Annotated in this window: 15 protein-coding genes, 1 tRNA gene and 1 other RNA gene; 11 read left to right on the forward strand and 6 right to left on the reverse strand. The window is 68.6% G+C overall.

Features of this window, described 5'->3' with window-relative positions; translation table 11 throughout:
* Nucleotides 1–81: 81 nt before the first annotated feature.
* From C0012_RS12510 to ffs, 3 genes are all read right to left on the reverse strand, one after another.
* Nucleotides 82–1,302, reverse strand: coding sequence for an acetate/propionate family kinase (locus tag C0012_RS12510; protein WP_110590520.1), 1,221 nt, complete (start codon nt 1,300–1,302; stop codon nt 82–84).
* A 2-nt stretch (nt 1,303–1,304) separates the two neighbouring features.
* Nucleotides 1,305–3,413 (reverse strand): phosphate acetyltransferase, encoded by a 2,109-nt coding sequence (gene pta, locus C0012_RS12515; protein ID WP_110590521.1) that lies wholly within the window; start codon nt 3,411–3,413, stop codon nt 1,305–1,307.
* 29 nt (nt 3,414–3,442) lie between these two features.
* Nucleotides 3,443–3,539: signal recognition particle sRNA small type (ffs, locus tag C0012_RS12520), an RNA gene on the reverse strand.
* Between the two features lie 100 nt (nt 3,540–3,639).
* Here ffs and C0012_RS12525 point away from each other — a divergent pair.
* From C0012_RS12525 to C0012_RS12535, 3 genes are read left to right on the forward strand one after another with little or no spacing between them, the layout of a single operon-like run.
* Nucleotides 3,640–4,614: an AAA family ATPase gene (locus C0012_RS12525; protein WP_110590522.1), complete on the forward strand. Its 975-nt coding sequence runs from the start codon at nt 3,640–3,642 to the stop codon at nt 4,612–4,614.
* On the forward strand, nt 4,611–5,741 hold the full coding sequence (locus tag C0012_RS12530) for a DUF58 domain-containing protein (protein WP_110590523.1): 1,131 nt from the start codon (nt 4,611–4,613) through the stop codon (nt 5,739–5,741). Before C0012_RS12525 ends, C0012_RS12530 begins: the two co-directional genes overlap by 4 nt.
* Entirely contained in the window at nt 5,738–7,996 is a 2,259-nt protein-coding gene (locus tag C0012_RS12535; protein WP_110590524.1) for a transglutaminase TgpA family protein, read from the forward strand. Before C0012_RS12530 ends, C0012_RS12535 begins: the two co-directional genes overlap by 4 nt.
* Here C0012_RS12535 and C0012_RS12540 read toward each other — a convergent pair.
* Complete coding sequence (locus C0012_RS12540; protein WP_110590525.1) at nt 7,989–8,426, reverse strand: hypothetical protein; 438 nt, start codon at nt 8,424–8,426, stop codon at nt 7,989–7,991. The genes C0012_RS12535 and C0012_RS12540 overlap by 8 nt on opposite strands.
* Before the next feature lie 153 nt (nt 8,427–8,579).
* Between C0012_RS12540 and C0012_RS12545 the strand changes: the two genes are divergently transcribed.
* Nucleotides 8,580–8,667, forward strand: a tRNA-Ser gene (locus C0012_RS12545).
* Nucleotides 8,668–8,722: 55 nt separating this feature from the next.
* Here C0012_RS12545 and C0012_RS12550 read toward each other — a convergent pair.
* A complete protein-coding gene (locus C0012_RS12550) occupies nt 8,723–9,562 on the reverse strand; it encodes a helix-turn-helix transcriptional regulator (RefSeq protein WP_110590526.1) in 840 nt (279 codons plus the stop codon).
* Between the two features lie 99 nt (nt 9,563–9,661).
* Between C0012_RS12550 and hxlB the strand changes: the two genes are divergently transcribed.
* The 7 genes from hxlB to C0012_RS12585 all read left to right on the forward strand — a co-directional run bounded on the left by hxlB (nt 9,662) and on the right by C0012_RS12585 (nt 15,995).
* A complete protein-coding gene (gene hxlB, locus C0012_RS12555; protein ID WP_110590527.1) occupies nt 9,662–10,240 on the forward strand; it encodes a 6-phospho-3-hexuloisomerase in 579 nt (192 codons plus the stop codon).
* A 46-nt stretch (nt 10,241–10,286) separates the two neighbouring features.
* Nucleotides 10,287–10,910, forward strand: coding sequence for a 3-hexulose-6-phosphate synthase (hxlA, locus tag C0012_RS12560; RefSeq protein ID WP_110590528.1), 624 nt, complete (start codon nt 10,287–10,289; stop codon nt 10,908–10,910).
* 173 nt (nt 10,911–11,083) lie between these two features.
* Nucleotides 11,084–12,010: a MurR/RpiR family transcriptional regulator gene (locus C0012_RS12565; RefSeq protein WP_232527924.1), complete on the forward strand. Its 927-nt coding sequence runs from the start codon at nt 11,084–11,086 to the stop codon at nt 12,008–12,010.
* Nucleotides 12,011–12,051: 41 nt separating this feature from the next.
* Entirely contained in the window at nt 12,052–13,470 is a 1,419-nt protein-coding gene (gene ngcE, locus C0012_RS12570) for an N-acetylglucosamine/diacetylchitobiose ABC transporter substrate-binding protein (RefSeq protein WP_110590530.1), read from the forward strand.
* Entirely contained in the window at nt 13,467–14,486 is a 1,020-nt protein-coding gene (locus C0012_RS12575) for a carbohydrate ABC transporter permease (RefSeq protein ID WP_111466957.1), read from the forward strand. Before ngcE ends, C0012_RS12575 begins: the two co-directional genes overlap by 4 nt.
* Nucleotides 14,483–15,388 carry a carbohydrate ABC transporter permease gene (locus C0012_RS12580; protein WP_111466958.1) on the forward strand — a complete coding sequence of 302 codons (906 nt, stop codon included), beginning with the start codon at nt 14,483–14,485 and terminating at the stop codon, nt 15,386–15,388. Before C0012_RS12575 ends, C0012_RS12580 begins: the two co-directional genes overlap by 4 nt.
* Nucleotides 15,389–15,395: 7 nt before the next feature.
* The gene (locus C0012_RS12585) at nt 15,396–15,995 is read left to right on the forward strand and encodes a GNAT family N-acetyltransferase (RefSeq protein ID WP_111466959.1); all 600 of its coding nucleotides are present in this window, start codon (nt 15,396–15,398) and stop codon (nt 15,993–15,995) included.
* Nucleotides 15,996–16,004: 9 nt separating this feature from the next.
* On the opposite strand, the gene C0012_RS12590 is transcribed toward C0012_RS12585, so the two are convergent.
* Nucleotides 16,005–17,375, reverse strand: coding sequence for an aminomethyltransferase family protein (locus tag C0012_RS12590; RefSeq protein ID WP_111466960.1), 1,371 nt, complete (start codon nt 17,373–17,375; stop codon nt 16,005–16,007).
* Nucleotides 17,376–17,466: the final 91 nt, after the last annotated feature.

The following is a 17,466-nucleotide window of genomic DNA, read 5'->3' on the forward strand; positions in this document are numbered from 1 at the left end:
GGGTCTCCGATCGGGTGCGGGGCCGGGTGTTGCGGCCAGCATAGGGGGCTGCGGGTTACCGGCTCGTGTCGCGGTCTGCCGTCACGAACAGACCGCGAGGGTCTGGCGGGCGATCTCGACCTCTTCGTCGGTGGGCACCACGAGCACGGTCACGTCGGAATCGTCGGCCGAGATGCGCGCGATCTCACCGCGCGGTGCCTTCTCGTTCCGCTCGGGATCGACCCGCACCCCCGCGAAGGCGAGTCTGTCGAGGGCTCCGGCGCGCACGATCGGCACGTTCTCGCCGACGCCTGCCGTGAAGCTGATCACGTCGACGCCGCCGAGCTGCGCCATGTACGCGCCCGCGTACCCGCGCAGGCGGTGCAGATAGACGTCGAGGGCGAGGGTCGCCGCTTCATCGCCGTCACGGTGCCGGGCGACGAGATCGCGCATATCGTTCGCGCCCGCGAGCCCCAAGAGGCCGCTCTCCTTGTTCAGCACGCGATCGAGGTCGTCGACACCGAGGCCGGCTCGCCGCTGCAGGTGCAGGAGGATCGCCGGGTCGAGATCTCCCGTCCGGGTTCCCATCACGAGCCCCTCGAGCGGCGTGAATCCCATCGACGTGTCGACGGATCTCCCGCCGTCGATCGCGGTCGCCGAGGCGCCATTGCCGAGGTGGAAGACGATCTGGCGCAGCTTCTCGACGGGTCGCCCGACATACGCCGCCGCAGCCTCGCTCACGAATCGGTGGCTTGTGCCGTGGAAGCCATATCGGCGGATGCGGTGCCGCTCGGCGAGCTCGCGATCGAGAGCGTAGGTGTATGCCTCGGGCGGCATGGTCTGGTGGAAGGCCGTATCGAACACGGCCACATGCGGAACATCGGCGAACGCCCTCCGCGCCGCGCGGATCCCTTGCAGTGCCCCCGGGTTGTGCAGCGGCGCGAGCACGGAGAGCTCGTCGATGTTGATCTCGACGAGATCATCGATCGGCGTCGCCGCGAAGAAGCGCGCGCCCCCGTGAACGACCCGGTGGCCGACAGCGATAGGCGCATGCTGAGCGAGCGATGGGCCGTGCTCGGCGAACGCGTCGAGCATCGCCTGAAAGCCGGCGGTGTGATCGGGGATCCGCCGCTCGATCTCTGCCGTCGCGCTCTCGGCACCCACCTCCGGATCAGCTTGCGCGTGCACCGTGTGCCGCGCGCGCCCCTGCGCGTCGCCGATGCGCTCGACGAGACCGGTCGCCAGAACTCGCTCGCTTCTCATGTCGATGAGCTGATATTTGAACGACGACGAGCCGCTGTTGACGACGAGCACAACCGACATGGTCACCTCTCTGCCTGGGCCTGGATCGCGGTGATCGCGACCGTGTTGACGATGTCGTCGACGAGCGCTCCGCGCGACAGATCGTTGATCGGCTTGTTCAGCCCCTGCAGGACCGGGCCGATCGCGACAGCGCCCGCCGAGCGCTGCACAGCCTTGTAGGTGTTGTTGCCCGTGTTCAGGTCGGGGAAGACGAAGACGGTCGCCCGCCCCGCAACCGCGGAGTCGGGCATCTTGGTCCGCGCCACGGCCGCATCCGCTGCCGCGTCGTACTGGATCGGGCCCTCGATCGGCAGCTCGGGCGCCCGCGACCGTGCCAGCGCCGTCGCCTCGCGCACCTTCTCGACGTCGGCGCCCGTTCCCGATTCACCCGTCGAGTACGACAGCATCGCCACGCGGGGTTCGATCGCGAACTGCACCGCCGTCTCGGCAGACGAGATGGCGATATCGGCGAGCTGCTCGCTCGTCGGATCGGGGATCACGGCGCAGTCGCCGTAGACGAGCACGCGATCGGCGAGCGCCATGAGGAACACGCTCGAGACGACGGAGACGTCCGGGCGCGTCTTGATGACCTCGAACGAGGGACGGATCGTGTGGGCCGTCGTGTGCGCCGCGCCGGAGACCATGCCGTCGGCGTCTCCCATATGCACCATCATCGTGCCGAAGTAGGACACGTCGGTGACGAGGTCGGCGGCCTTCTCGTACGTCATCCCCTTGTGGGCGCGCAGCCGCGCGTATTCGGCCGCAAAGCGGTCGACGTACACGGGATCGAACGGACTGAGGACCCGGGCGGCGTTGATGTCGAGGCCCAGCTCGATCGCGCGGGCGCGCACCTCGAACGGCTCGCCGAGGATCGTCAGCTCGGCGACGCCTCGTTCGAGGAGGACGGCGGCCGCCCGCAGGATCCGGTCGTCGTCGCCCTCGGGCAGCACGATGCGCTTGAGGTCGCTTCGTGCGCGTTCGAGCAGCTGATACTCGAACATCAGGGGCGTCACGACCGTCGCGCGCGCCACCCCGAGCACGCGGGTGAGCTCGTCGATGTCGACGTTCTGGTCGAAAAGGCTCAGCGCGCGGGCGTAGCGCTGTGCGCTGGACGCCGCGAGCCGCCCCCGCGTGTTCATGACGCGCACTGCCGTGTCGTAGGTGTCGCCTGCCGCCCGAATGATGGGGATCCGCGAGGCGAGGCCCTCGATGAGGCGCTGCATGACCTCGGGGATCTCGAAGTCGCCGTTGAGCACGATGCCCGCGAGCGACGGGAAGGTCCCTGAGCTGTTCGCCGTCAGGGTCGCAAGCAGTGCATCGCTGCGGTCGGCCGGGATGATCACGATGTCGCCCTCGCTGAGTCGTGGCAGCACGTTCACCATCGACATGGCGGCGACCGTCACGCCCAGCGCCTCGCGCCCGAGGAGCGCCTCATCACCCTTGACGAGCTCGCCGTCGACTGAGCGCAGGATGTCCCCCATGGTCGGCGCGACGAGCAGGCGGTCCTCCGGGAGCGCCCACACCGGCGCGCCGCCCGTGTGATCTCGCACGACGGCGACGATCTCGTCGGCGCGCTCTCCTTCGGCGCGATTGACGATCGTCGCCGCGAGCTCGGCGCGCGCCCGTACAAGCTCGGCGATCGCGAGCGACGCGATCTGCCCCATCTGCTGCGGCGAGCGCGCCGCGAGGGAGCCGAGCGCCTCGGTCTGCCCCTGCTGCTGTCGTCCGCCCAGCACGAGCAGAACAGGTGTGCCGAGATTGGCCGCGATTCGCGCGTTGTAGGCGAGCTCGGCCGGGCTGCCGACATCGGTGTAGTCGCTGCCGAGCACGACGACCGCGTCACAGCGCTCCTCGACGCGCTTATATCGCGCGACGATCTCGGCGAGGGCGCCTTCCGGATCCGCGCGCACGTCGTCGTATGTGACTCCGACGCAGTCTTCGTACGGCAGGTCGACGCCGTCGTGGTCGAGCAGCATCTCGAGGACGTAGTCGCGCTCGTTCGTCGATCGCGCGATCGGCCGAAACACCCCGACCCGCGGCGTGACGCGGCTCAGCGAATCGAGTACACCGAGGGCGACGGTCGACTTGCCCGAATGGCCTTCGGCGGAGGTGATGTAGATGCTTCTCGCCACGTATCCAACCTACCGGCGAGCACCGACAACGAAAAGACTCTCCGCGTACCCGGCAGAGCCCGGTTACCCTTGCTACGTTTCCGTCCTGGGGGAGTTGGCCTGGATGCCGTCACGCGGAGAGCTGACTCAAGTCTATCAGCCGTGACGGAGTGCTCGGTCGCACGCTCACGTGTCACACCACGTGGTTAGGCTGTCGCACGACGCCGCCCGACGACCGAGAGCGAACATGCCCGAGACGACGATGACTCCCGACGAGTTCCGCGCGACGACGAACCGAATCGCCGATGCCGTCCGCCAGGTGATCGACGGGAAGGAGCACGCGATCCGCTCGGCGCTCGTCGTGCTGCTGGCCGAGGGACACCTGCTCGTCGAGGACGTCCCGGGCGTCGGCAAGACGATGCTCGCCCGCGCTCTCGCGGCGTCGATCGATGCCGAGGTGAGGCGAATTCAGTTCACGCCGGATCTGCTGCCCGGAGACGTGACGGGCGTGTCGGTCTACAGCCCCGCGAACCGCGAGTTCGAGTTCACCCCCGGCGCGGTGTTCGCGAACGTCGTCATCGCCGACGAGATCAACCGGTCGTCGCCGAAGACACAGTCCGCGCTCCTCGAGGCGATGGAGGAGCGGCAGGTGTCGGTCGACGGGCGATCGCATCCGCTGCCGGATCCGTTCCTCGTCATCGCCACGCAGAATCCTCTCGAGATGGACGGCACATACGCGCTGCCCGAAGCGCAGCTCGACCGATTCATGATGCGCATGTCGATGGGCTATCCCGACGCCGACGCCGAGGTGCTCATGCTGCGCCAGCGCGACACGCAGAACCCGCTCCTCGGGATCCGCCCCGTCGTCACGCTGGACGGCGTCGCGCAGCTCATCGATTTCGCGCACCGCGTGCACGTCGCACCTGTCATAGAGCAGTACGCCGTCTCCCTCGCGCGCGCCACGCGCGAACACCCCGATCTCCGCCTGGGCGCCAGCCCGCGCGCCACGCTGCAGCTCGTGCGCGCCGCCAAGGCGTGGGCCGCTCTGCAGGGGCGCGAGTTCGTCATCCCCGACGACATCTCAGGCCTCGCACGCTCGATTTTCGCGCACCGCCTGGTCCCGACGCGCCACGCTGCCGCCGGGCGACGCTCCGCGAACCCTGTGCCTCGCATCATCGATCAGATCGTCCAATCGGTCGCGGTACCCGTGGCGGATCGGTGACGTCCACCACGTCCCGCAGGCCCGCACGCGGACGTCTTGTCCCCACCGTCCGCGGTACCTCCCTGCTCGCATTCGGCGGCATCCTCCTCGTCGGCGGCGCCGCGATCGACCGCGTCGAGCTCACGTATCTCGGCATCGTTCTCGTGGCCGTCGTCGCCCTCAGCGCGATCGCTGTCGCCGCCTGGCCGTCACCGACGTCCACCGTGCGGGTCCTGCACGAAGAGATCGTCGCCGTCGGCGATCCGATGCGCGTCACGACCACCGTGCACGGCGGCACGACCTTCGTCGCATCGAGCGCGGACCTCGTCTCGCCGGGGCTCCTAAGTTCCGAAGACGAGGAGGACGGCGATCGGACGATCGCGTGCACCGTCACCGCCACGCGCCGAGGGGTGCACCGCGTCGGACCGCTGCGCGTCGAACTCGTCTCGCCCTTCGGCGCCGTCCGCCGCCGCCGAGACATCGGTGGAAGCGACGAAGTCGTCGCCGTTCCCCCGGTCGTCGCCCTCCCCTCGATCCGGGCGAGGGGCGACGACGGGGGCGAGGACTCCGCGCGGATCGAGCACAGCGGTCAGGGACACGACAACCTCATCCCCCGCCCTTACGTCGCAGGCGATTCGATGCGGCGGGTGCACTGGCGCGCCTCTGCGCATCACGGCGATCTCATGGTGCGCGAAGAGGAGCGCGAGTCGACGCCGACGGCGATCGTGCTGCTCGACCTCTCTCCCGACAGCTGGCGCGACGCGGCCGCCTTCGACACAGCGGTCAGCGCCTGCGCCTCCGTCGTCGCACGCCTTCTCGCCGATGGCTTCGTCATCGAGGTCGAGGCCGCCGACGGATCCGTCCTCGCGACCGTCGACAGCCGCGCATCTCTCAACAGCTTCCTCACACGCTGCGCGACCATCGAGCCGCGCGGACAGGGGGAAGCGCACGCGTCGTCCTCCGCTCACGCCGGAGTCGTCGTCTCGATCGGGCGCGCAGTCATGCCCGTCGCTTCCCCCGCGCCGCACGTTCTGCTCACGCCCGAGGATCCGCCGGATCCCGCGGCGACGAGGGGCTGGCATACCGCGACCCTTCGCGACGACATCGCCGATTCCTGGGGCGAGGCGATCGAGGGGGACGCCGGATGAACCGCTCTCCGCACAGGCGCCCGCGGGCCGCCGCGTCCATCGCCATTCTCGCGGCGATCATCACGGCCACCCTCCCTCTCACGACGCTCCTTCTGCCGTCGTGGTTCTTCCCTGCTTTCGCGGCGTCCCTGGCGATCGTGACGGCGGGATACGTCGCCCGGCGGATCCGGCGTGGCCTCGCGCTCGCGGCGCAGCTCATCGCCTGGGTCCTCGTGACGACCCTCGCGTTCCCGGGCCCGGTCCTCGGTGGACTCGTGCCGTGGGGATCCGATTGGGGGCTGCCTCCGGTCATCGCCGCCGCCGGAGAGCAGATCATCGACGGTGTCGCACCGCTCGCCGTGGAGGCACCGCTCACGTTCGTGCTCGTCTCCGCGATCGCTCTTCTCACCGTCGTCGTCGACCAGCTCGCGGGCGCCGCACGACTGCCGGTGCTGGCGGGAATCCCGCTCGTCGCCGTCTTCATCACGCCTCAGCTGGCCGTTCCCCGCGACGATCACCTGCCGCTCGCGGTGCCCTTCGCGCTCGCGCTCGTCGCGCTCGTCGCGACGACGGGCTCGTCTCGGATCCGGAAAGACGAGCCCCCGCGCACCGCGGCGATCACCGTCGCGATCGCGATCGTCGCGGCCCTCGTCGCGGTCGTCGTCGCACCGCGGATCCCCGTGCTCCCGACGGCCGATTCCGGTCTGCTCGCCCGCCCGACGAGCATCGACGTGTCGATCGACCTCGGCGATGATCTCCGAAACGCCTCGAGCGCCGAGATGCTGCGGGTGCGCACGAGCGCCGACACCGCACCGTATCTGCGTCTCGCGACGCACACCCGGTTCGACGAGGATGGCTGGCGGCTCGACGAGGGCGGAATCCGTCCTCTCCGGGAGGGGTTCGACGACGTCGTCCCCTCGGGCGTCGTCGGCGAAGTCACGAGTGAGAGAGAACGCACGTGGATCAGCGACGTCGCGCTCGACGCCGAGTTCCTGCCCGTTCCCGAGAACGCCGTCGCGATCGCGGGCGCGGAGGGCGCATGGAACGCACTGCTCGAAAGCCGCACCGTGCGCTCGACGTCGTCGACGGCCGAGGGCGAGACGTACCGCGTCGACGCCTATCCGGTCGCGCCCACGCGCGAGCAGCTCGACGCGTCGCCGTGGGTCTCGGACGGTGACAACGGCGGTTTCGTCTTCGAGTCGTCCCCCAGCGATGAGATCGTGTTCGACACTGTCCCGCCCGCGACGCTCGACGTCGACTCCGCCGTGACGGGGGGCGCGATCGGCCGGGCGGCCCGCTCTGTCGCGGGCGACGCCGCATCCCCCTACGCCGCCGCCCTCTCCTTGCAGGAGTGGCTGCGGTCGAGCGAGTTCGCTTACTCGCTCGAGACGCCCGTCGAGCAGGACTTCGACGGCAGCGACGTCGCGGCCGTCGAGCAGTTCCTCGAGGTGCGCGAGGGATACTGCGTGCACTTCGCGTCGACATACGCGCTCATGGCGCGCTCACTGGGCCTACCCACGCGCATCGCCATCGGGTTCCTCCCCGGCACGCAGACGGGCGAGCGGGTCGATGACCTCGACGTCTATTCCGTCAGCGCCGATCGCCTGCACGCGTGGCCCGAGGTATATCTCGTCGGGATCGGCTGGATGCGTTTCGATCCGACGCCCGGCGTCGCCCAGGCGCAGAGCGTGGTGCGCGACGCCGAACAGACGCCGAGCGAGTCGCCCGAGGCGACTGTCCAGCCGAGCGACGAGCCCGAAGAGACTCCCACGCCGACCGCGTCCCCGACCGACGCGGTGCCGGCCGACACGACGGCAGGCTCGTCCTCTGGGGCCGGCATCGGATCCGCGTGGCTCGTCATCGCGCTCGTCGTCATCGGTGCCTGCCTGCTGGCACTCGCGCCCGCAGCGCTCCGCCGGGCACTCCGGATCCGCCGCGTCCGCGCCGCGCGCCAAGGCGATGTCCTGTCGGCTTGGCGAGAACTCGTCGCGGTCGCGTTCGACGCCGGCCTCACGCTGCACGCATCCGAGTCGCCGCGCGCCCTGGGCGCGCGACTCGTCGCCCTCGGCGCGCCGGAAGACGACGTCGAACGCATCGTCTCGGCGGTCGAACACCAGGCTTTTGCGGCGCAGCCTGGGCCGGAGGACGACCTCTTACCCGCCCTGCGCACGGTCGCCCTCGCGCTCCGCGCCGATGCCCCGGCCGATCGGGCGCGGAGGTTCCTCCTCCCGCGATCCCTGTGGGCTCGCGTGGCGACGGACGACGTCTCTAGCTGACGGCTCGGCGCACGAGCTCCCGGATCCGCTTCTCCGCCACGTCGGTCATCTCGATGACCGCGAATGAGGTCGGCCACATCTCGCCGTCGTCGAGATTCGCGGTGTCGTCGAAGTTCACGGTTCCGTATCGCGTATCGAACTTCGACGCCGGCTGATAGAAGACGACGACCTTGCCGTCGCGAGCGTAGGCGGGGAACCCGTAGAACGTCTTCGGGTTCAGCTCGGGGGCCTCCTCGCTCACGATCGTGTGCAGGCGGGTTGCGACCGCGCTGTCCGTTCCGTCGAGCCCATCGATCGCCTTCACACAGGCCTCGAGCTCACGGGCGAGCTTCGCCGCCCCTTTCAGCCCCTTCGTCGACCGCAGCTCCTCGGCCCGCTGCTTCATCGCGGCGCGCTCGTCGTCGCTGAACCCGCTCTTCGTGTCCGTCATGCCGGTCCGCCCTCTCCTCGTCTCAGATCCTGCAGCCTCAGGTTACGACGGCCAGCGCGGGCGCGCTTGTCGATCCGCCGCCCCGGACACGCGCTCGATTGGTCGACGCGGACCAAGACGGGTAATATTGCCCGAGGCCCTTCTTCGGGCTGAGGAGGATTCGCCTAGCGGCCTATGGCGCACGCTTGGAACGCGTGTTGGGTGCAAGCCCTCGGGGGTTCAAATCCCCCATCCTCCGCCAAAGAATCCCCTGATCAGAAGCTATTCCGATCAGGGGATTCCGTCGTCTCCGGCGCCTATCGGCTCGTCGGCGCCGCTCCGTACAGGGCCGCGAGCTCCGCGCGGTTCCGCGCCCCCGTGCGCTTGAGGAGCTTCGAGATGTGGAACTTCACCGTGTGCGCGCTGATCCGCAGTTCACGCGCGATCTCGTCATTGCGCGATCCCGCGGCGAGACACTGCAGCACATCGCGCTCACGCGCCGTGAGATCCGTCAGCTCGTCGCCGAGCATCGCGGGTGGAACGGGATCCAGCGGGATCGTGATCGCAAGATCCGTGCCCCACCCCGGGGTGGATGCGACCTCGAGCCGCCCGTCGAGCGCCGCGACGTGCTCGACGATCGGCCGCAGGGAGTCGTCGTGGGCGTGGGTCTCGCCGCTCCCGTCGTCGCGGATCGCGATGAGGAGGTTGAGGCCGTCGCAGTCCCATTGGATCCGGACACGTCGGGCTTCCGCCGCGTCGACGACCCCCAGCACAGCGCTTCTCGCAATCGCGCGCGCCGAGTGCGCCACATCGCCGGGCAGAGCGCGCCCGTTCGAGGGCGGCTCGACGAACTGCACGTCCAGCTGACCGAAGCGCACGAGCGGGCGCAGATCCCGCTTGAGCCGTTCGAATGCCCCGACAACGGGCTCCAGACGATCCTGCTGTCGCCCGTCGGCCGTCGTCCTCAGATCGACGAGCGCTGCGGCCGCCACATCGAGCGCCGCCTGTCGCGCGGCACGGTCGTCGAGGCGGGTCGACCTCAGCGGCGCGAGGATCGATTCGAGCACGACGGCGTGCGCGTCGGACTGCTCTGCCAGCGCTCGAGCCTGCTCCGACAGACGTGCGCGCGTCGACCGCACCGGGGGCTCCGTCTCCATCGCCCCAGGATAGCCATTCAGGGAGCACTACCCGACCGGCTAGTCTGCGTACCCATCCGGCGGAGGGCGCGCTTTCCGCGTTGCCGGGAGGATCGACGCATGACCACCTCGCAGACCGAGTCCGCCGCGGCTCTCGATCGCATCTCAGACGAGGTGCGGCGCGCTCTCGCGGAGATCGCCGACACCCAGGAGCCCGCACTCGCCCAGCTCGAGGACGCCCTCCTCTCCGCAGATCGCGTCTTCGTCCTCGGGGCAGGGCGCTCCGGGATCGCGCTGCAGATGACCGCCATGCGCCTCATGCACCTGGGCCTGACCGTGCACGTCGCGGGTGAGACGACGACACCGGCGATCGCGGCCGGCGATCTGCTCCTCACCGCGAGCGGATCGGGCACCACGGGCGGCGTCGTCCGCGCCGCGACGACCGCACGAGACGCAGGCGCCACGATCGCCGCCATCACGACCGATCCGGCATCGACTCTCGCGGATCTCGCCCACCTCGTCGTGCGCGTGCCCGCCGCGGGCAAGCTCGACCGATCGGGATCCGCGTCCGCACAGTACGCCGGCAGCCTGTTCGAGCAGACGGTCGCGCTCCTCGGCGACGCCGTCTTCGACGGCCTGTGGCGGAGAGACGGCACGACGGCCGATGAGATCTGGCCCCGTCACGCAAACCTCGAATGACCCCACCGACGCTCCCCGCGACGGCCACCCCATAGGAAGCAGGAACATGAAGATCCAGTTCGCCATCGACACGCTGACCACCGACCACGCCCTGGAGCTCGCGGCTGCCGCGGCAGACCACGTGGACATCCTCGAGCTCGGCACGCCCCTCATCAAGAGCGCGGGCCTCTCGGCCATCACCGCGATGAAGGAGGCGCACCCCGACAAGGTCGTGTTCGCCGACCTCAAGACGATGGATGCCGGCGCGCTCGAGGCCGACATCGCCTTCGCCGCCGGCGCCGACCTCGTGACCGTCCTCGGCGCAGCCGACGACAGCACGATCCTCGGCGCCGTCGAGGCGGCGAAGGAGCACGGCAAGGGCGTCGTCGTCGACCTCATCGGCGTCGCCGACAAGGCGACGCGCGCACAGCAGGTCGTGGCGCTCGGTGCCGACTTCGTCGAGATGCACGCAGGCCTCGACGAGCAGGCTCAGGAGGGCTACTCGCTCGACGGCCTCCTCGAGGCCGGCCGCGCGTCGGGTGTCCCCTTCTCGGTCGCGGGCGGCGTGAATGCCGCGTCGATCGCCGCCGTCCGCGAATCCGGCGCGCAGATCGCCGTCGCCGGCGGCGCGATCTACGGTGCACCCGACGTCTCGACGGCCGCCGCCGAGCTGCGCGGCGCGCTCGCCTGAGACACGCACCCCTCAGATCCCCGTCCCCACGCCGTGGGGGCGGGGATCTGCGTTTCCGGCCCCGCGTGCGCACCACGCGGCGCACGCGCGTCCCGCGGACTTGACGGCACTGCCGAAAAGAATTATTTTCATTGTCACCACTCATCGACGACGATGTTTTTCAAGGGGCAATGGTGTCACGCACGGCAATCGACGGCGGGAACCTGCTGATCGCACAGCAGATCGACGAAAAGCGCGCCGAGATGTCCGCGGTGATGGTGAAAATCGCCGACCTGCTGGAAGAACGCCCCCTGGCCCCCGTGCAGTGCACGATCACGGAGCTCGCAAACGATGCGGATGTCTCCCCCGCGACCGTGACCCGCTTCTGTCGCCTCCTCGGATTCCCCGGGTACATCCAGTTCCGCGTCGCGGTCGCCTCCGAGATCGGACGCGGCGACGTGAGTGAATCCTGGAGCGCCGACATCGGGCGCGACTTCCGCCCGGACGACGCGCCGCAGACGATCGCACGCACGCTCCTCGCCTCTCACATGCAGGCGCTTCAGGAGACGACGGAGCGGATCGACCTGGAGGGCCTGCTGCAGGTCGCTCGCGCCATCGCCGGATGCCGTCACCTCGACATCTACGGCGTCGGCGGCAGCGGGGTCATCGCCGACGAGCTGCAGATGCGGTTGTTCCGCATCGGCATCAACGGACACAGCTGGTCGGACGTCCACAGCGGCCTCGCGAGCGCCGTGCAGCAGACCGCCGATTCAGTCGCCATCGGCATTTCGAACACCGGACGCACCGACGAGACGCTCCAGATGCTCTCGCAGGCGCGATCCGTCGGCGCCCTCACGGTCGCGCTCACATCTGAGCCCGCATCGCCTTTGGCGCGCGAAGCCGACGTGACGCTTGTCACGGCGGGCCCCGGGCAGTACCTCCAGCCTGACGACCTCTCGGTGAAGCACTCGCAGCTGCTCGTGATCGATCTGATCTACCTGATCACGGCGCAGCAGGACTTCGGCGGGATCGCCACGAAGCTCGCGGCCTCTGCGATGGCGGTGTCGGATCACCGCCGGCCCGCACGCCGCTCGGTGCGCTCCGGGCGCACCACGACCTGAATGACAGATCAACGACGATCGTCGACAGAAAGGAAAACACCATGAACATCGACGAGGCACGCGTCAGTCGACGCAATCTGCTTCGCGGCGCCATCGCTGGCGCCGTGCTCTTGCCGTTCGGCGCCTCGCTCGCGTCCTGCGCAGCTCCGGGCGGCGGGGGCGGGACGGGTGACGAGCAGCCACAGGGTGACGTGACCGCTGACAATCCCTTCGGCGTCGCGGCGAACAGCACGATCGACGCGGTCATCTTCGACGGCGGATACGGCACCGACTACGTCGAGAAGGCGGCAGAGGTCCTCCAGGGCTCGCACGACGGCGTCACGGCGACCATCGCGGCATCGACGAAGATCGCGCAGGAGCTGCAGCCTCGATTCGTCGGGGGCACTCCCCCGGATCTGATCGACAACTCGGGTGCGAACTCGATCGGATGGAACACGATCCTCGATCAGCTCGAGACGCTCGATGACGTGCTCGAGGCGAACAACCTCGAGGGCGAGAAGATCGCCGACACGCTGTACGGCGGCGTGAAGGCGCCCGGCACGTTCGGCGGCGAGTTCAAGGCGCTGAACTACGTGATGACGACGTACGGCCTGTGGTACTCGAAGAGCCTCTTCGACTCCAACGGCTGGGACGTCCCCACGAGCTGGCAGGACCTCGCGGATCTCGGCGCCCAGGCGAAGGAACAGGGCAAGTACCTGTTCCTCTGGGGCAAGGAGGCCGCAACCTACTACCAGACCTTCGTCGTCGACTCGGCGATCATCCAGGGCGGCGACGAGGTGCGCCTCGCACTCGAGAACCTCGAGGAGGGCTGCTGGTCGCACCCGGTCATCCAGGACATCCTGACGACGTTCCACGAGCTGATTCAGTCGGGGTACGTCAAGCCGGGCGGCTCAGGAACGCAGTTCACGCAGGCGCAGGCGTCGTGGTCCAACGGCCAGGAGGCGCTCCTGTATCCGTCGGGCTCGTGGATCGAGAACGAGATGAAGGATCAGACGGCCGACGGCTTCGAGATGGCGGGCATCGCCGAGCTGCCGTTCGACGGCAACCAGACGACTCCGCAGGGAACGATGCGCGCCGAAGCGGGCGAGCCCTTCGTCGTCCCCTCGAACGCCGAGAACCCCGCCGGCGGCAAGGAGCTCCTGCGCACCATGCTCTCGAAGGAGGCGGCAACCTACTTCGCCCAGGAGAAACTGTCGCCGCCCATCGTCAAGGGCGTCGTGCCGGCCGACGGCTTCGGGTCTTCGGCGCTCGTCTCGCAGACCGAGATGCTCGAGGCCGCGGGTCAGAACGTCTTCACGGTGAAGTTCATCAACCTCTACGGCATGAACTCCGACCAGCTTCCGATCTGGAACTCGTTCCTCGATGGGAAGATGAGTGTCGAGGAGATCACGAAGCAGCTCCAGGATCTCACCGACCGCGTCCGCGAAGACGACTCGATCGAGAAGATCCCCGCGACATGACGCCCGCACACGGATCCGCGACGGGGCTCGACACCGTTGCGGTCGTGACGCCGGCGGGGCGCCGCGCGGCGCCCCGCCGGCGTCGGCGCCGCCTGACGGCCGACTACGTGAGCTTCCTCGCGGTCTTTCTCGGGCTGCCTCTTGCGATCTTCTTCGTCTTCGTGATCTCGCCGTTCGCGCAGGCGGTGTACTACTCGCTGACGAACTGGACGGGCTTCTCCCCCGAGATGGACTTCGTCGGCGTCGACAACTTCGTCCGGCTCTTCCAGAACCCGACGTTCGTGCAGTCGATGGGCAACAGCCTGTTCCTCGCGCTCGTCGTGCCCTTGGTGACCCTCTCGATCGCCCTCATCTTCGCCTCGATGATCACCGTGGGCGGCCCGAGCCACGGTCAGGTCCGCGGACTCGGCGCATCGAGCTTCTACCGCGTCGTGTCGTTCTTCCCCTACGTGATCCCCGCGATCGCGATCGGCCTCCTGTGGAGCCAGATCTACGATCCGAGCGGGCTGCTGAACGGCATCCTCGTGGCGATCGGCTTCGACGGCGTACAGGACTTCCCGTGGCTCGGCGACCAGCGCACGGCCATGGGCGCATCGATCTTCGTCATCGTGTGGGGCATGGTCGGCTTCTACATGGTGCTGTTCATCGCCGCGATCAAGGGGATCCCCGCGGAGGTCTTCGAGGCCGCACGGATCGACGGCGCGGGCCGCTTCCGCACGACCCTCGCCATCACGCTGCCCTTGATCCGCGACAACGTTCAGACGGCCTATATCTACATCGGCATCCTCGCCCTGGACGCCTTCGTCTACATGGCGGCACTGAACGCGACGGGCGGGCCAGGAAACTCGACGCTCGTGATGTCGCAGTACCTGTTCCGCACGGCATTCGAGAAGGGCCAGTTCGGCCTGGCGAGCGCTATGGGCGTCATGCTCGCGGTCGTCACCCTCGTGTTCGCCGCGATCGTGTTCATCGTCAACTGGGCCACGGGCGGCCGCGACAAGGGAGGGCGAGCATGAGCGTCTCCACCCGCTCGACCATCACGATCGACGAGCGCGCGGCGCGCGCGGACCGTCAGGACCGGAAGACGACGCGCGGCGATCGCGCGGTCGGCATCGCCTCGCACGCGGTGCTCATTCTCTGGTCGATCATCGTCATCCTGCCGCTGGTCTGGACGGTCTTCTCCTCCTTCAAGACCTCAGAGGAGATCTTCGCCTCGCCGTTCGGCCTCCCCGAGAAATGGGGCTTCGCGAACTACGTGACGGCGTGGTCCGAGGACGACTTCGGGCGGATGTTCGTCAACACGGTCGTCGTCGTCGGCGTCGCCCTCGTGCTGGTGATGATCCTCGGCGCGATGTGCGCCTATGTGCTCGCCCGATTCGCGCTCCCGGGCAGCAGGGTCATCTACTACATGATGCTCGCGGGCCTCACCTTCCCCGTGTTCCTCGCGATCGTGCCCCTGTTCTTCATCCTGCAGAACATGGGCCTGCTCAACACTCTGCCGGGGCTGATCATCACCTACGTGGCCTTCGCGCTGCCGTTCACGGTGTTCTTCCTGTTCTCGTTCTTCAAGAACCTGCCGGATGAGATCCAGGAGGCCGCCTACATCGACGGCGCGAGCGAGTGGCGCACCTTCTTCCAGGTGATGCTGCCGCAGGCGCGACCGGGGATCGCCGCGATCGCGATCTTCAACTTCCTCGGGCTGTGGAACCAGTTCCTCCTGCCCGTCGCTCTGAACACCGACCAGGACAGCTACGTGCTCTCGCAGGGGCTCGCCGCCTTCGCCTCGTCGGCCGGGTACAACGTCGACTTCGGATCGCTGTTCGCGGCCGTCGTCATCACGATCGTCCCCGTCCTGATCATCTACGTGTTCTTCCAGCGCCAGCTGCAGGGATCCGTGTCTCAGGGCACGTCGAAGTAGGTCTCCCATGCCGACGATCCGCCCCTCTCGCCCCGCCGACCGCGACGCGCTGTACGACGTGTGCGTCCGGACGGCGGACGCGGGATCCGACGCCACGGGGCTCGCGTGCGACGACCGGCTGTGGGGCGACGTCTGGGCCGTGCCGTACGCCGAGCGCGATCCGGGCCTGTGCTGGGTCGTCGAGTCCGGCGACGGCCGTGTGATCGGCTACATCGTCGCGACGGACGATACCGACGCCTTCGAGGAGTGGTTTCGCGACGAGTGGTGGCCGGATCGGGCGGAGCGCTACGCCGTACCGGAGCCGACCGAGCGGCACCGGAGCGTCGTGTCCGTCGCCGCGGCACGCGCGCCGGGGCGCGAACCGCACGCGTCGACGCACCCCGCGCACCTGCACATCGATCTGCTGCCCGAAGCGCAGGGGCAGGGACTGGGTCGCCGTCTGATCGAGACGCTGCTCGCCGAGCTGCGCCGCCGGAGGATTCCGGCGGCGCACCTCGGAACCGGCGAGGACAATCGCGGCGCGATCGCGTTCTACGAGCGGCTCGGGTTCCGCCGGCTGCCGTCCTCACCCGGGACGGGCGTCTCGTTCGGATACGAGCTGCTCTGAAACGCCCCGTCAGCTGTTCTGGCGATACGCGGTACGCGCGTAGTCGTGATACGGCGCCGGCGCGACGGTCGCGCGAATGCGCACCTGCCGGTGGTGGGCGTCCACCTGCGGCTTCTGCGAGATCGGATCCTCACCCCACACGACATCGACGACGTCGCCATCAGCGATGCTCTCGTCGACAGTCGCGAGCGACATGTAGAGCTGGTCGCAGGCGATGTATCCGGCGTCGGTCGAGATCCCGATCTGGGCGCCGCCCTGCTCGACGGTGTCCATCTGGTAGAAGCCGTAGCGGGCCTTCGGGAAGTCGAGGAACTTCGCCGGCGTGCCCGGCTCGATCTGCGAGCGTACGACGGACGCGACGTCCTCGGAGTTCCACAGCAGCGTCACCTTGCGCCGGGGAGGGTTCTCCGCGATGCGCTCGAGCGCGGCGCGGCCGTGGAAGTCGTGGTCGAAGCGCACCGAGCGCCCGAGACCGATGTCGAAAGGCGTCACGTAGTAGTCACGGATGTCGGCCGAGTACAGGGATCCCCCGATCGAACCGGCGCGGGCTGCGGGCAGCCACTCGCGATACTCGGCCAGATCATCGTCGAAGATCGCCGGCAGCGGCGTCGGCACCCACCCGGATTCGAGCGGCGACGACGAGTACGCCTTCGCGCCGACGCGCCGCACGTCAAACTCGTCGCCCGCTTCGAGCATCGCCTCGAGCACGGCAGGGCCGTCGGCGTAGGCGCCGTAGAACTCGAAGCCAGGCTGGCCCGCCATGCCGTGGCGGAGCGCCTTCACCTTCTTCCCTGCGATCTCGAAGTCGGCGATGTGGAAGAACTTCACCTCGGGCACCGGCCCGCCGAACAGCTTCTCCATCACATCGTCGGCCCGCGGGCCCTGCAGCTCGTAGCGGAAGAATGTCGGATCGCCCTCGCGCATGTTCGAGTTCGCCTCGAGCCGCTGGTGGACGTCTTTCCCCGCCGATGCGGCCTTCTCGACATTGAACCGCACCCAGTCGATGAGGATGTGGTGCCCGATGAGGACGATCCCTTCCGGACCGTCGGAGTTGTAGAACAGGATGCCGTCGCCGATCAGGAAACCGTCCTCGTTCACGCTGATGAGCTGCTTCGCGACCCCCGGCCTGAAGGTCCGGAACGTGTTCGGCGAGATCGTCTCGAGCAGGGGGATCAGGTCTGCTCCGTGCAGGAACAGCTGAGTCATGTGGTGCGACTGATCCATGATCGCAACCGACTGCGACCACGCGCGCTGCTCGTCGCGCCAATTCGTGAACTCGGCCTGGATCGGGAACGTGATGGAGGGCCAATCCTGATTGCGCAGCAGCTCGACGGGGCTGCCGACGCGTTCGATGGCCTGTGCCAGAGTTTCGGACGTCATCGTCTTCTCCTTGCGTGGTGGGCGGTTCGGCGAGTGTAGGCATCGCGCCGCGAGATGCGGACGCGGATTTCCGTTGATCCGAACAGCGACT

Origin of the sequence: Microbacterium suaedae (assembly GCF_003254645.1) — a bacterium.
Classification (GTDB): Bacteria; Actinomycetota; Actinomycetes; order Actinomycetales; family Microbacteriaceae; genus Microbacterium; species Microbacterium suaedae.